This is a genomic window from Streptomyces sp. NPDC002536 (genome assembly GCF_053594995.1).
In genome coordinates this window covers 1-12,995 of record NZ_JBSFWU010000073.1, presented here as the reverse complement: position 1 = coordinate 12,995, position 12,995 = coordinate 1, and the positions used below count along the sequence as shown (strand labels likewise).

12 protein-coding genes and 1 pseudogene are annotated in these 12,995 nt (G+C 71.5%); 6 read left to right on the top strand and 7 right to left on the bottom strand.

The window, feature by feature from the left end; all coding sequences use genetic code 11:
* Positions 1–11 precede the first annotated feature (11 nt).
* Positions 12–1,313 carry an MFS transporter gene (locus tag ACWD4B_RS24220; protein ID WP_451422711.1) on the bottom strand — a complete coding sequence of 434 codons (1,302 nt, stop codon included), beginning with the start codon at positions 1,311–1,313 and terminating at the stop codon, positions 12–14.
* 61 nt (positions 1,314–1,374) lie between these two features.
* Positions 1,375–1,986 (bottom strand): hypothetical protein, encoded by a 612-nt coding sequence (locus ACWD4B_RS24215; RefSeq protein ID WP_451422710.1) that lies wholly within the window; start codon positions 1,984–1,986, stop codon positions 1,375–1,377.
* Between the two features lie 80 nt (positions 1,987–2,066).
* On the opposite strand from ACWD4B_RS24215, the gene npdG reads away from it, so the two are divergent.
* The 4 genes from npdG to ACWD4B_RS24195 all read left to right on the top strand — a co-directional run bounded on the left by npdG (position 2,067) and on the right by ACWD4B_RS24195 (position 4,196).
* The gene (gene npdG / locus ACWD4B_RS24210; protein ID WP_451422709.1) at positions 2,067–2,801 is read left to right on the top strand and encodes an NADPH-dependent F420 reductase; all 735 of its coding nucleotides are present in this window, start codon (positions 2,067–2,069) and stop codon (positions 2,799–2,801) included.
* Positions 2,802–2,926: 125 nt separating this feature from the next.
* Positions 2,927–3,121 carry a hypothetical protein gene (locus ACWD4B_RS24205; protein ID WP_336414620.1) on the top strand — a complete coding sequence of 65 codons (195 nt, stop codon included), beginning with the start codon at positions 2,927–2,929 and terminating at the stop codon, positions 3,119–3,121.
* 117 nt (positions 3,122–3,238) lie between these two features.
* A complete protein-coding gene (locus ACWD4B_RS24200; protein WP_451422708.1) occupies positions 3,239–3,604 on the top strand; it encodes a DUF6086 family protein in 366 nt (121 codons plus the stop codon).
* A 61-nt stretch (positions 3,605–3,665) separates the two neighbouring features.
* Entirely contained in the window at positions 3,666–4,196 is a 531-nt protein-coding gene (locus tag ACWD4B_RS24195) for a hypothetical protein (RefSeq protein WP_451422707.1), read from the top strand.
* 228 nt (positions 4,197–4,424) lie between these two features.
* Here ACWD4B_RS24195 and ACWD4B_RS24190 read toward each other — a convergent pair.
* Both ACWD4B_RS24190 and ACWD4B_RS24185 read right to left on the bottom strand, forming a co-directional pair.
* Positions 4,425–4,553 (bottom strand): annotated as a pseudogene (locus tag ACWD4B_RS24190) (DUF397 domain-containing protein); the annotation flags it as partial.
* An 86-nt stretch (positions 4,554–4,639) separates the two neighbouring features.
* Complete coding sequence (locus ACWD4B_RS24185; RefSeq protein WP_451422706.1) at positions 4,640–5,470, bottom strand: helix-turn-helix domain-containing protein; 831 nt, start codon at positions 5,468–5,470, stop codon at positions 4,640–4,642.
* Between the two features lie 378 nt (positions 5,471–5,848).
* Here ACWD4B_RS24185 and ACWD4B_RS24180 point away from each other — a divergent pair, with 378 nt between their 5' ends.
* Positions 5,849–6,655: a hypothetical protein gene (locus ACWD4B_RS24180; RefSeq protein WP_451422705.1), complete on the top strand. Its 807-nt coding sequence runs from the start codon at positions 5,849–5,851 to the stop codon at positions 6,653–6,655.
* A gap of 50 nt (positions 6,656–6,705) precedes the next feature.
* On the opposite strand, the gene ACWD4B_RS24175 is transcribed toward ACWD4B_RS24180, so the two are convergent.
* Positions 6,706–7,506, bottom strand: a complete 801-nt coding sequence (locus ACWD4B_RS24175) for a site-2 protease family protein (protein ID WP_451422704.1) — start codon at positions 7,504–7,506, stop codon at positions 6,706–6,708.
* Between the two features lie 107 nt (positions 7,507–7,613).
* On the opposite strand from ACWD4B_RS24175, the gene ACWD4B_RS24170 reads away from it, so the two are divergent.
* On the top strand, positions 7,614–10,991 hold the full coding sequence (locus ACWD4B_RS24170) for an ATP-binding protein (protein ID WP_451422703.1): 3,378 nt from the start codon (positions 7,614–7,616) through the stop codon (positions 10,989–10,991).
* A gap of 14 nt (positions 10,992–11,005) precedes the next feature.
* Here ACWD4B_RS24170 and ACWD4B_RS24165 read toward each other — a convergent pair whose 3' ends face one another.
* Both ACWD4B_RS24165 and ACWD4B_RS24160 read right to left on the bottom strand, forming a co-directional pair.
* On the bottom strand, positions 11,006–11,830 hold the full coding sequence (locus ACWD4B_RS24165; RefSeq protein WP_451422702.1) for an ABC transporter permease: 825 nt from the start codon (positions 11,828–11,830) through the stop codon (positions 11,006–11,008).
* On the bottom strand, positions 11,827–12,834 hold the full coding sequence (locus ACWD4B_RS24160) for an ATP-binding cassette domain-containing protein (protein WP_451422701.1): 1,008 nt from the start codon (positions 12,832–12,834) through the stop codon (positions 11,827–11,829). Before ACWD4B_RS24160 ends, ACWD4B_RS24165 begins: the two co-directional genes overlap by 4 nt.
* Between the last annotated feature and the right edge of the window lie 161 nt (positions 12,835–12,995).

Genomic DNA, 12,995 nt, shown 5'->3' with positions numbered 1-12,995 from the left:
CCCCGCACCGGTCAGGCCGCCGTGGCGAGCTTCGCCTCGCGCGCCCGCACCGCATGCGGGTCCGTGCGCTGGTCGTACGACAGCAGCTTCGGCAGGGACAGTGCCAGCAGGCCCACCCCCGCCACGCACGCCAGGCCGCCTGCCCACACGGAGGTGCGCACGTTCGTCAGCGCGGCCGTGCCGCCCGCACGGACCTGGCCCAGCTGGGGGCCCACCGAGTAGGACAGCAACTCAATGCCGGCCAGGCGCCCCCGCAGCTCGTCCGGGATCGTCTGGTCCCACATCGCGGAGCGGAACAGGCCGCTGATCATGTCGCAGCCGCCCGCGACGGCCAGGAACAGCAGCACCAGCCAGACGTTGTGCATCCAGCCCGCCATCGCCATGGCGCCGCCCCAGCCGGCCGCCGCCAGGACCACCATGCGGCCGTGCCGGTGGATGCGCGCGGCCCAGCCGCTGGTCAGGCTGACCGCCAGGGAGCCGACGGCGCCGGCCGCGTACATCAGGCCCAGCGCCCAGGGGGCGTGCAGCTCGTCGGCCAGGAACGGGAAGACCGCCGTGGGGAAGGCGAAGAACATCGCCGTCAGGTCGATGGCGTACGTCCCCAGCAGTTCCTTGCGGCTCCACGCGTAGCGGCCGCCCTCCAGGATGCCGCGCAGCGACGGCTTCTCGGCGTCGTGCGAGGCGGGGGAGGGGGCGAGGGTCGCGATCAGGGCTGCGGAGACCAGGTACGACAGCACGTCCAGCCCGTAGGCCAACGACAGCCCGGCGTAGGCGACGAGCACGCCCGCCAACGCCGGGCCGGCGATCGCGCCGAGCTGCCAGCGCATGGAGTTGAGCGCGATGGCGGCGGGCAGCTGGTCGTGCGCGACGATGCGCGGCACGATCGCGTGCAGGGCCGGGCGCTGGAGCCCGGTCAGCGCGCTGGTCAGCGCGGCCACCACGTACAGCGGCCAGATCATCGGGTGCGGCAGCAGGGTGTTGAGCAGCAGCAGCGCGCTCAGGGCGGTCAGCCCGAGCTCGGTCCACAGGATCAGCTTGCGGCGGTCGAGGGCGTCGGCCAGTGCGCCGCCGTAGAGCCCGAAGACGATCAGCGGGACGAGCTCGACGGCGCCCACCGCACCCACCGCGAGCGTCGAACCGGTCAGCTCCTTGAGCTGCAGCGGGACGGCCACGAAGGTCAGGAAGGTGCCGAAGACCGTCACCAGTCCCGCCAGCCACATGCGGCGGAAGTCGCGGGAGGCGTGCCACGGCGTGAGGTCGGGCAGGAGCGCTCGCAGGCGCCCGGAATGAGGGGGATGGTCGTCGTCGGTCACGAGGGACGATGGTCGTACGACGGGGCGAAGCGCTGCAAACGGTTTTCCGTGCCGGTCCCGTTCACCACCGGGTCGGCGGCGGGGCGGTCAGCTGCTCCGCGAGCCGGGAGAGCCGGTCCCGGAAGCGCCGGCCGTGCCCCGGCGGCGGGCTGTTCTCCCCGGCGGCCGCGCTGACCAGGTGCTGGACCATGTCCAGGTCCATCACCGAGGAGGCGGGCACGGACAGGGCGTCGTGGGCGAGGGCGTGCAGGTCCGTGTCCGGGCCCTCCTCGGCGTCGTCCAGCGCGAGGACGGTCGCCCCGCAGCGCCGGGCGTCGTGCACCCGCTCCAGCAGGCCCGCCCCGGGCCCGCCCTCCGCCACCACCAGCACCGTCTCCCCGCGCCGCGCCGCCTCCAGCCGGCCGAGGCCCACGGACAGATGGGCCGGGCTGCGCGGCGGGACCCGGTGCCGGACGAGCGTGGGGGACAGCCGGGACAGGCCGGACCAGGCCGCCTCGTCGTCCAGGTGGGCCGCCAGGTGCCACGGCTCGTACTCCGCCGTGCCCACCAGCAGCAGGCCGCCGTCGTCGCGGGCGACCGAGGTGCGCAGCACCCCCGCGAAGCGGCGCGTGTCCTGCAGCCACTCGGTCCCGGCGAGCACTTCCCGCAGCAGCGCGACCCGTACGGCGTCCATGGCCCCGCATCCTGCCGCAACGGCCGCGCGCGGATGGCCGGTTGCGTCGGTCCTCACCCGATCGTGACAGTATCGCTGTCATGACTACTTCTGATGGTGCGAATGGTGCGAACGGTGCGGACGCCGCTGCGAAGAAGGCTCCCGCGAAGGACCCCTGGGACCTTCCCGACGTCTCCGGCCTGGTGGTCGGCGTCCTCGGTGGCACCGGCGACCAGGGCCGCGGCCTGGCCTACCGGCTGGCCAAGGCCGGGCAGCAGGTGATCATCGGTTCCCGCGCCGCCGAGCGGGCGCAGACGGCCGCGGCCGAGCTGGGCCTGGGCATCGAGGGCGCCGACAACGCGGAGTGCGCGCGCCGCAGCGACATCGTGATCGTCGCGGTGCCGTGGGACGGGCACGCCAAGACCCTGGAGGCGCTGCGCGAGGAGCTCACCGGGAAGCTCGTCGTCGACTGCGTCAACCCGCTGGGCTTCGACAAGCAGGGCGCCTACGCGCTGAAGCCGGAGGAGGGCAGCGCCGCCGAGCAGGCCGCCGCGCTGCTGCCGGAGTCGCGGGTGACGGCCGCCTTCCACCACCTGTCCGCCGTGCTGCTCTCCGACCCGGAGATCGCGGAGATCGACACCGATGTGATGGTGCTGGGCGAGAAGCGCGCCGACACCGACATCGTGCAGGCGCTGGCCGGGCGCATCCCCGGCATGCGCGGCGTCTTCGCGGGCCGGCTGCGCAACGCCCACCAGGTGGAGGCGCTGGTCGCCAACCTGATCTCGGTGAACCGCCGCTACAAGGCCCACGCGGGGTTGCGGATCACGGACGTGTAAGGGGCTCTGCGCGTGTACCGCGCCCCGTAAGGGGCGCGGGGAACTGCGCGACCAGCCACCCACGACCCGCAGGGTGCAATGGGGGACAATGACCGGACACGTACCGCCCCGGACCAGGAGCCGACATGCCCCGCCTCGCCCTCTACGCCCTCGTCACCTGCGCGCTAGCGCTCACGGCGGCCGTCGTCTCGTTCGTGGAGGGCAGCTGGCTCGGCATCATCTGGATCCTGCTCCTCGGCGTCTCGTCCAACATCGCCTGGTACTACGTCCGCAAGGCGAAGAACGACCGCGCCGCCGAGCAGGCCGCCGCGGGGCGGTAGGGGGAGCCGGTACCCCACGGCGACGGCGGCGTCCGGGGTCCGTGGAGCGGGGTCGGACATCCACTCCACGTTCCAGGGCATCTCGCCCGCGTTCGACGTCAAGGGGAGGCGGGCGGAGTGAGCTGCTATTTCCAGGTTGGCGAGGAAGATCTTTGGAACCCGTCCAATTCCGTCGCCAGGGCTTTCCTGGGGCAAGCCGACGTGCTGTCCCGCCTGGTTGGGCAGGGCTCCGGCCTCGGCCCCATCGTGGAGGACGAGTGCGAGATCGAGTTCTCGGCATTCGTCGATTTCGTGGACAGCCTCGTCAAGACTTATCAGGACTCGAACAACCGGGCTTTGAGGTCCTTGACCGGCGGCTTCATCTCCGTGGCCATGGTCCTCGTTGCGCGAGGCGGCGGGGTGCTGCAATCCATTGCCTCCGAGTACGCCGACATGTGGGCCGAAGCGCGAGAGGCGCATGCGAGGAGCATGCCGACAGGCTGACTCCGGTGTCGGGATGGGAGAGGGCGAAGCCCGACTTGGCCGAGCATGTGAGGGTGGTGTGATGGGCAACTGCTTCGACGGCGGCGATCACTGCCTCTCCATGTCCAACGGCGGTACCGCCGTCTTCGTGGATGTGCTCACGCTCGCCGTCTCCGACCTCGCCGACGAGCCCTGGCACTACCGCTTTGCTTCCCTCATTGCGCTGCAGGACCAGAACCTCATGGGCCGCGGCAACGTCGGCTTCGACCTTGAGGACATCGACTGGGGGCCGTCACCTCAAGAGCAGGAAGCGGCCAAGGACTTCGCGCTTCGTGTTACCGACCTCGCTCTCAGTCGGCACCGCTGGGACGAGCTGGCCTACGAACCGCCCTATGCGCCGAAGTACCTGGAGACGTTCCGGACCATGGTCGAGGCGTACGACCCCGCCACGCCGGCCGGCGGGCTCGGCTCCTTCCCTGCACCGGAGGAGGCTGCCCTCGCCTCCTGTGTCAGGCACCGTGTGCTCACCGGGCTCCCTTTCTGGGACGGCTGCACCTTCTGTCATGCGGAGTGGACGCCTCCGACAGCAGGAACCCTGAATTCCTGGACGTAGAACTCGGGGTTTCTGTTGCCGGTTTACTCCGGTGTCGGAAACCAACGTGACGTGAGCTGTACCGCGTTGGTTTCTGACATCGGAACGCGCCCGCCGCTGTTGCTTACGGTTCAACTACCGTGGCGGGCGACGCGAGTTGTGGTATTGGTGCGATCTGCCGGCGCGAATCTACTGTCGGGGCGGCTTTGGCTGAAGATTTGTGCCGGTGGAAGTGTCCGCATGAGGGAATCAGTGCAGCGCGCCTGCGCTGATGGCGGTGACGAACGTTTGCCACGCGGTGGCCGGGATGAGGAGGGCTGTCCCGTGCGGGGCGGTTTTGCTGTCCCTTATGGGGACGGTGCCGGTGGGTATTCGGGCGGGGGCCCATTCGAGGCAGCCGGCGCCGTCGCCGTTGCAGAAACTGGACTTGACCCACCTTGTGGTGGAGGGGGTCTAGGCCATGCTCATTTCGGGAGCTCCTCGATGACGGTCTGGATGAATGCCGCGGAGTCGCTCGGCGAAAGAGCGCACGCGCTGAGCGTTTCGTACGCGCGGCGGTGGCGGGCGATGAGGACCGGATCGTCCAGAGGCACGGACTTCGTGATGCCTTCCTCGTAGGCGAACGTCGTGCCGTTGCCAAAGGTGAGCAGCATCAAGTGCCCGCCCATAAGGGGGTGTTGGCCATGCCCGAAAGGGAGAACCTGTACGAGGATGCTCCGGCTGGCGGCGGCCGCGGCCAAGGCTGTCAATTGTGCGCGCCAGATGTCGTTGTCTCCGATGGGTCGCCGTAGCACCGCCTCGTCGATGATGTACGAGACTTCCAGCGGTCGATCAGTACGCAGCAACTTTTGGCGGCTCATGCGGAGTGCCACCATCTCCTCGACCTTGTCCTCCGACCGCGCGGGATCACTGGTGCGAAAGAGAGTGCGGGTGTAGTCCTCCGTCTGCATCAGGCCTGGGATGAAGCATCCCGCGTACTCCTTGAAGGACCGAGCCTTCGCTTCCAGTTCCAACTGTCGGTGATACCCCGCCGGATGAGCTTCGCGTAGGGCGATCTTGTAGATCGCCGCAAAGAGTTTCCCGGTGCCGAAGTGCGCGTCCAGTACCTCGGCCAGCCCCGGTGGTGGCAAGTGCTCCGCCGCCTCGATCCGTGCCAGGTGGCTGCGGCTGTAGCGGATGACCTGAGACAGCTGCTCCAGGCTCAGGCCCGCCTGTTCCCGGTGGCGACGGAGCTCCGCTCCGAAAAGGTCCCGGGCCGATCGGTCCGGCTTCAGTTCGCGTGCTCGTCGCGCCATGCGCGGCCCCCTCGTTCCCTCAAGGCGTCAACCTCCTTCCGGAGCTTAGGGGTGGGACGCAACACCGGTGGGATATCCGTTAGTTGAGCCCACGTATGGGGTACCCCGAGCTTCGGGCGTCGAGACCCGAGCGCTCTGTTCAAGGAATGGTGGGTTGTTAAGCCCACCCACCCTCCCAACTCCCGCGTGTACACGTGCGGATGACATTTCGCAAGCGGGCCGTCACGGCCCGCAGCCTCCGTGTAGCGTGCGCAACAACACGAAAAACGGCCCCCGCCGGTGCTCCAACACCGAACAGGGGCCTGACCATCAAGATCGCGACTTTGAGGAACCGATCCCATGGCTGACGCCTACCTTAGCGCTGTCGCGCCTCCCCCCATGGCCCGTCCTGGCTACGGAAAGCACTCCGCCCCCGGCCAAGACCCCCGCACCGCCGCCACGTTCGCGCACCTCCCGGCCCGCGAGGCCTCCATCGCCTCGCACATCGACCGGCTCCCCGACGGCGCCGCCATGGACATCAAGACCCTCGCCCGAGAGATCGCTGCCTACGGCCAACAGGCCGTGGCCACCGCCCTCAAGGCCCTCTCCGAAGCCGGTCACCTGCGCCGCATCCGCGAGCGCCTCGGTGGCGACCGTACGCAGTGGGTCCAGCGCACCTACTTCTCCCGCACGCCCCGCGGCGACGCCTGGTGGCAACAGCTCCTCGCGGGCGACGTGCCCGGAACCGACACCGATTCACCCGCACCAGCGAGCGCCCCACCGCGGCACTCGCAGGCCTACTCCGCCCTCGCCGCCCTCGGCCGCGCCGACGCCCGCATGACCCTCTCCGCGGCCGAGTGTGCGGCCCTGGAGCCGCTGGCCGCCGAGTGGCTGGCCCGCGGCGTGCCCGCGCCGCAGCTCGCCCAAGCGCTCACCAGCGGGCTCCCCGACCCCGTCCACTGCCCCGGCGCTCTCGCCCGCAAGCGGCTCACCGACAAGATGCCGCCCGAGCCGGTTCCGGCCGCAGCCGCGCCCCTCCGCATCATGGAGTGCACCGGCTGCGGCATCCCGGGGTGGCCCGACGCGCTGCCCGGCGGGCTCTGCCGCACGTGCCGCCACGGCGAGTCCCCGTCCGGCGCACCCGTGGACGACGGCGTCCACGCCCGCGTCGAGCAGCTGCGGGCCCTGATCGGGTCTCGTACCTAGTGCTTCGGCTGCGGGTGGTTCGTGGCTTGTCGCGCAGTTCCCCGCGCCCCTTACGGGGCGCCCAGCCCCGGAATGTCCGGCGTCCCCTGCCAGAAGCGGAAGAGCTCCTGGCCCCAGTAGGTGTCCCACGCGCTGACGCCCAGGGCGCGCAGGATCGCGTCGATCATGTCGAAGAAGGCGTGGTTGACCTCGGGGATCCACAGGAAGCCGAAGACGGCGAGCAGGCCGAACGGGGCGAACGGCTCGACCTGGCGGCGGATCTTGTACGACAGCCAGGGCTCGATCACGCCGTAGCCGTCCAGGCCGGGCACCGGCAGCATGTTCAGGATCGCCGCCGAGACCTGGAGCAGGGCCAGGAAGCCGAGCGCGTAGCGGAAGTTGTCCGGCACGCCGGCCATCGCGTCCAGCCAGAACGGGGCGGTGACGACGAGCGCGAAGACGACGTTGGTCAGCGGGCCGGCCGCCGAGACCAGGCTGTGCTTCCAGCGCCCCTTGATGCGGTGCCGCTCGATGAAGACCGCGCCGCCGGGCAGGCCGATGCCGCCCATGATGACGAAGATCACCGGCAGCACGATGCTCAGCAGGGCGTGCGTGTACTTGAGCGGGTTGAGGGTGAGATATCCCTTGGCCCCGATGGAGATGTCCCCGCCGTGCAGGGCGGTGCGCGCGTGCGCGTACTCGTGCAGGCAGAGCGAGACGAGCCAGGCCGAGACGATGAACAGGAAGACGCCGAAGCCGGGGCTGGCCGCGTAGTCGGTCCACACCGCCCATATGGAGACCGCCATGATGGCGACGAGGGCGAGGAAGACGGGGCTCACTCGTCCTTCGCCGCGGGCCGCTGGGGATGCCATGTTCTGTGCTCCTGGGGTGGACGTACCGATGGTGTACCGGGAGACGGTACTTCGTCGGGCGGGGAAAATGTCGTGGCCCCCGGTGCGGGCCGGGGGAGAATGGGCCCGTGCGTTACGGCATTCTCGGCACCACCCAGGCCCATACCGACGACGGCGACCCCGTCGCCCTCGGCGGCGCCCGCCTGCGCGCGCTCCTGGCCGCGCTCGCGCTGCGGCCCGGGCGGACGGCGACCGTGGCGGCGCTGGTCGACGACGTGTGGGACGGCGATCCGCCCGCCGACGCGGCGGGGGCGCTGCAGGCGCTGGTGGGGCGGCTGCGGCGGGTGCTGGGCCGGGAGGCGGTGGCCTCCGCGGCCGGCGGCTACCGGCTGTGCGCCGAGCCGGACGACGTCGATCTGTACCGCTTCGAGCGGCTCGCGGACGAGGGCGACCGGGCCCTCGCCGACGGTGACCCTGCCAAGGCGGCCGCCCTCCTCGACGACGCGCTCGCCCTCTGGCGCGGGCCCGCCCTCGCGGATCTCCCCGGCGGCCGCACGGGCCTCGCGGCCCGCTGCGAGGCCCGTCGCCACGAGGCGCACCGTGCCCGCCTGGCGGTGGCCGTTGCACTGGGCCACGTGGTACTGCCGGAGCTCTCCGAGCTCTGTGCGGCACATCCTTTGGACGAGCCGCTCCAGGCCCTTCGCCTGCGGGCGCTGCGGGCAGCCGGCCGCTCCGCGGAGGCGCTGGCCGCCTATGAGGAGATACGTCTCGCCCTCGCGGACCGTCTGGGTGCGGACCCGGGGCCGGAACTGAGCGCGCTGTACGCGGAGTTGCTCGCTCCGGCGTCCGACGGCTGCGGGTCGGATGTGGCTGGTCGCGCCCACGCGGCGGAGCCGCATGATGCAGCACAGTCCCGCGCCCCTGACGGGGCGCACCCCGCACCGGTGACGTCGGGCGCAGCCGGCGGCAGGCCAACCGGCAACCTCCGTGCCCGTCTCACCTCCTTCGTCGGGCGCGAGGGCGATCTCGACCTCATCCGTGGCGACCTGGCCGCGCACCGGCTCGTCACCCTGCTCGGGCCCGGTGGCGCCGGGAAGACGCGGCTGTCGCAGGAGGCCGCCGAGGCCGCCGCGCAGGCGGACGGGCGCTGGCCCGACGGTGTGTGGTTCGCCGAGCTCGCGCCCGTCGACGAGGGCGGGACCGTCGAGGACGTCGTCGAGGCGGTGTTCACCGCGCTCGGGGCGCGCGAGACCGTGGTGCGCAGCACCGCCTCCGAGGGGCTGCGGGCCGCCACGGACGCGGCGTTGCTCGACCCCGTCGAGCGGCTCGCCGAGCTCTGCGCGCGCCGCCGCATGCTGCTCGTCCTGGACAACTGCGAGCACGTCGTCGACGCCGCGGCCCGCCTCGCCGAGACCGTCCTCGCGCACTGCCCGGGCGTCACGGTGCTGGCCACCAGCCGCGAGCCCCTCGCCGTGCCCGGCGAACTGGTGCGCCCCGTCGAGCCGCTGCCCGACCCCGTCGCCCTGCGGCTGCTCGCCGAGCGCGGCGCGGCGGCCCGCCCGGGGTTCCGGGTCGCGGACGACCCGGAGGCCTGCGCCGAGATCTGCCGCCGCCTGGACGGGCTGCCGCTCGCCATCGAACTGGCCGCCGCCCGGCTGCGGATGCTCACCCCGCGCGGCATCGCCGACCGCCTCGACGACCGCTTCCGCCTCCTCACCTCCGGCAGCCGCACCGTCCTGCCCCGCCAGCAGACCCTGCGCGCGGTCGTCGACTGGTCCTGGGACCTGCTCACGGAGCCCGAACGCGCCGTGCTGCGCCGCCTGTCGGTGTTCGCGGGCGGCTGCAGTCTGGAGGCCGCGGAGGAGGTGTGCGCGGAGGGCGGGGACGGTACGGACGTCGCAGTCCACCTCGGCTCGCTCGTCGACAAGTCCCTCGTCGTCGCCGCCCCCGCGGCCGGCGGGGAGATGCGCTACCGGCTGCTGGAGACCGTGGGGGAGTACGCCTCCGAGCGGCTCCACGAGGCCGGGGAGCACGCCTCCACGATGCGTCGCCATCTCGTCTTCCACCGCGAACTGGCCCGTACCGCCGACCCGTTGCTGCGCGGCCCCGGACAGCGGCAGTGGCTGGAGCGACTGGAGCTGGAACACGACAACATGCGCACCGCCCTGCGGCACGCGGTGGCCACCCGGGACGAGCAGGAGGCCCTGTGCCTGGTGCACTCCCTCGGCTGGTTCTGGCAGTTGCGCGACCACCGCAGCGACGGCCGCCACTGGGCGGAGGCCGTGGCCGTCCTGGGCCCCGACCCCTTCGCGGAGCCCGTCGCCCCCGCCCCGCCGCTGCTCGTCGGCTGCACGGACGCGCCCCCGCCCATGTCGCCGGAGCTGCTGGAGGAGGCGCGCCGCGGGGTGCGGCTGATCGGTCTGGGCTGCAACGATTCCGACATGCGGGAGCTCGGCTCCCCCCGGATGCAGCGGATTCTGCGCAACATCGTCACGGCGTACGGCGAGGGACAGCCGCAGAACTGCCGCAACCCCGGCTGGATGTGGTTCTACGCGACGCTCCTGACCGGCTCCGCCGACGACCTCTACGGGATCGTCGACGCGGCCGTGGAGCGCTGCCGCGGCCTCGGCTACGGCTGGGAGCTGGCCAACGCCCTCCAGATGCGGGCCAAACTGTTGAACGACGTCACCGACCAGGCCGCGCAGGACGCGGACGAGAGCCTGGAGATCTTCCGCCGGATCCAGGATTCCTGGGGCGTGGCCGAGGCCCTGGCGGGACGGGCCGAAGCGCGCGAGCGGCGCGGTGAGTTCGCGGCCGCGGCCGCGGACTACCGGGAGGCCATGGAGCACGTCCGGGCGCTCGGCTCGGAGGGGCAGGTGTGCCTGCTGCGCGCTCGGCTCACCGAGGTGCTGATGGAGCTGGAGGAGATCGGCGCGGAGGAGGCCGAGAGCGTCCTGCGCGAAGTCCTCACGGAGGCCGAGCGGTTCAACGGCGACGCCACCGTCTTCATCCGGCTGAACCTCGGTGTCCTGCTCGGCCGCACGGGGCGCACCGGCGAGGCGCGGAAGCTGCTCACGGAGCTCTTCGACGAGTTCGAGGGGCGGGCGGTGGCGCTCTTCGAGGGGCTGCTGAACGGGCTGTTCGCGTGGATCGACACCCTGGAGGGCCGCCCGGCGGAGGCGCTGCCCAGGGTGCGCACGGCGCTGGGGAAGGCCGACGACCCGCTCGGCTCGCTGATCGCACCGCAGATGCGGGTGATCAACATGCTGCACGGTGCCCACGCCCACGCCGTGCTGGGCGGCGAGGAGCACGCGCTGACCGCTGCCCGTCTGATGAGCGCGGCCACGGCGCTGCGCCCGCCCGGCTTCTTCGTCGCCGTGCACGAGCGGGAGATCCGGGAGCGGACGGAGTCCCTGGTCCGTGCGGCCCTCGGTGAGCAGGCCTACGAGCGCGGACGCGCCGAGGGCAGCCGTCTCTCCCCTGCGGAGGCGGCCGCCCTCGTCTGACGTCATGGCGTCGGTCAGGTCTTCTTGCGGAACTTGGCGACCGCCAGCGGCGCTGTGACGGCGGTGATGCCCACCGACCACGCCAGCACCATCCACACCGAGTGGGCCACCGGCCCGCCGTTGATGAAGTTGCGCGAGGCGTCGGCGAGGTTGGCCAGTGGGTTGTAATCGGCGAAGGCCTTCAGCCAGCCCGGCATGGTGCTGGTCGGCGCGAAGATCGAGCTGGCGAACTGCAGCGGCATCAGCACGAGCATGGCGACCCCTTGCACGGCCTGCGCCGTCTTCATGGTCAGGCCCAGCAGAATGAAGATCCACATCAGGGAGGCGCTGAACGCCATGCCGAGCAGGACGGCGGCCAGCAGGTGCAGCACGGACGTCTTGATCGTGAGCCCGATGGCGAAGCCCACGCCGAGCTGGATGGCGGTGGAGACGATCAGCCGGCCGCTCTCGACCACGATCTTCGCTATGAGCACGGACGACCGGCCGATGGGCATCGTCCGGAACCGGTCCATCACGCCCTTGCGGAAGTCCTCGTTGATGCCGGTGCCCACCGACATGGCGATGTTCAGGCCGATCGTCGCCATCAGGCCGGGCACCAGGTAGTTGACGTACGCGTCCTGGTTGCCCTTGCCCGCGACGGCGCCGCCGAAGACGTACACGAACATCAGGGTGAAGATGATCGGCATCAGGACGGCGTCGAACATCGACTCCGGATCCTGCTTGATCTGCAGGGCGTTGCGGCGCACGAGCGCCGAGATGTGCCGCAGGTTGCCGCGCAGGCCGATGCGGGGCTCGCGGGCGGGCGCCGGTGCGGGCGCGGTGATCGTTGCCGCGCTCATACGGCGGCCTCCTGGAGTGTGTCGGTGCGGTCGTGCGGGACGGGGGCGGACGACGCCTTCTGGCCGGTGACGGCCAGGAAGACCTCGTCGAGGCTGGGCAGATGGGTGCTGATGCCGGCGATGACGAAGCCGCGCTCGGCCAGCATCCCGAGGACGGCGGTCAGTTGCATGTCGCTGACGATCGGGACGTTCACCACGCCCTCGGCCTCGTCGGGCGTGGCACCGGCGATGCCCTCCAGCCCGGCGCGGGCCACCGCCTCGGCCATGCGCGGCAGTTCGGCCCGGTCGGCCGGACGGATCTGCAGGGTGCGGCCGCCGACCTTGGCCTTGAGGTCGTCGACCCGGCCGCCCGCGATCACCCGCCCGCGGTCGACGACGGTCAGCTCGTGGGCGAGCTGCTCGGCCTCCTCCATGTACTGCGTGGTGAGCAGCACGGTGCTGCCCTCGGCAACCATGCGCTGCACCTCGCCCCACACCTCGTTGCGGGTGCGCGGGTCGAGGCCGGTGGTGGGCTCGTCGAGGTAGAGCACCGCGGGCCGGCCGATCATGGAGGCGGCCAGGTCGAGCCGGCGGCGCATACCGCCGGAGTACTGCCCGGCCGCCCGCCCGGCGGCGTCGGTGAGGGAGAACCGCTCCAGCATCTCGTCCGCCCGGCGGCGGGCGTCCTTGCGGGAGAGGTCGAGCAACCGCCCGATCATGTACAGGTTCTCGCGGCCGGAGAGCTTCTCGTCGACCGAGGCGTACTGTCCGGTCAGCCCGATGACCCGGCGCAGCGCGCGGGGCTGGGACAGCACGTCGTACCCCGCGACGCGGGCGGTGCCCGCGTCGGGCCGTATCAGCGTGGAGAGGACTCTGACCAGGGTGGTCTTGCCTGCGCCGTTGGGCCCGAGCACCCCGAGGACGGTACCTTCGCGCACGTCCAGGTCGACCCCGTCCAGGGCCTTGGTCTCCCCGAAGTGCTTGACCAGGCCGCGGACTTCGACGGCGATGTCGTTCTGCTTCATACCCACGAGGGTGGCAGGGGCCACCGACAGTCTGCCGACAGTGCGCCGACATCGTGCCGACAGACCGCGCCCCGCAGGGGCGCGGGGAACTGCGCGATCGGCCACGACGCGCCCGCAGTCGAGGTTCCCCCAGCGGTAGCTGGGGGAACCTCGAGATCGGA

Bases quoted from the DNA above. Each gene is read 5' to 3' on its own strand.
- ACWD4B_RS24165 (WP_451422702.1), bottom strand. From the start codon at position 11,830: ATGAGCGCGGCAACGATCACCGCGCCCGCACCGGCGCCCGCCCGCGAG.
- ACWD4B_RS24175 (WP_451422704.1), bottom strand. From the start codon at position 7,506: ATGGCATCCCCAGCGGCCCGCGGCGAAGGACGAGTGAGCCCCGTCTTC.
- ACWD4B_RS24185 (WP_451422706.1), bottom strand. From the start codon at position 5,470: ATGGCGCGACGAGCACGCGAACTGAAGCCGGACCGATCGGCCCGGGAC.
- npdG (WP_451422709.1), top strand. From the start codon at position 2,067: ATGACTACTTCTGATGGTGCGAATGGTGCGAACGGTGCGGACGCCGCT.
- ACWD4B_RS24160 (WP_451422701.1), bottom strand. From the start codon at position 12,834: ATGAAGCAGAACGACATCGCCGTCGAAGTCCGCGGCCTGGTCAAGCAC.
- ACWD4B_RS24180 (WP_451422705.1), top strand. From the start codon at position 5,849: ATGGCCCGTCCTGGCTACGGAAAGCACTCCGCCCCCGGCCAAGACCCC.
- ACWD4B_RS24195 (WP_451422707.1), top strand. From the start codon at position 3,666: ATGGGCAACTGCTTCGACGGCGGCGATCACTGCCTCTCCATGTCCAAC.
- ACWD4B_RS24205 (WP_336414620.1), top strand. From the start codon at position 2,927: ATGCCCCGCCTCGCCCTCTACGCCCTCGTCACCTGCGCGCTAGCGCTC.
- ACWD4B_RS24215 (WP_451422710.1), bottom strand. From the start codon at position 1,986: ATGGACGCCGTACGGGTCGCGCTGCTGCGGGAAGTGCTCGCCGGGACC.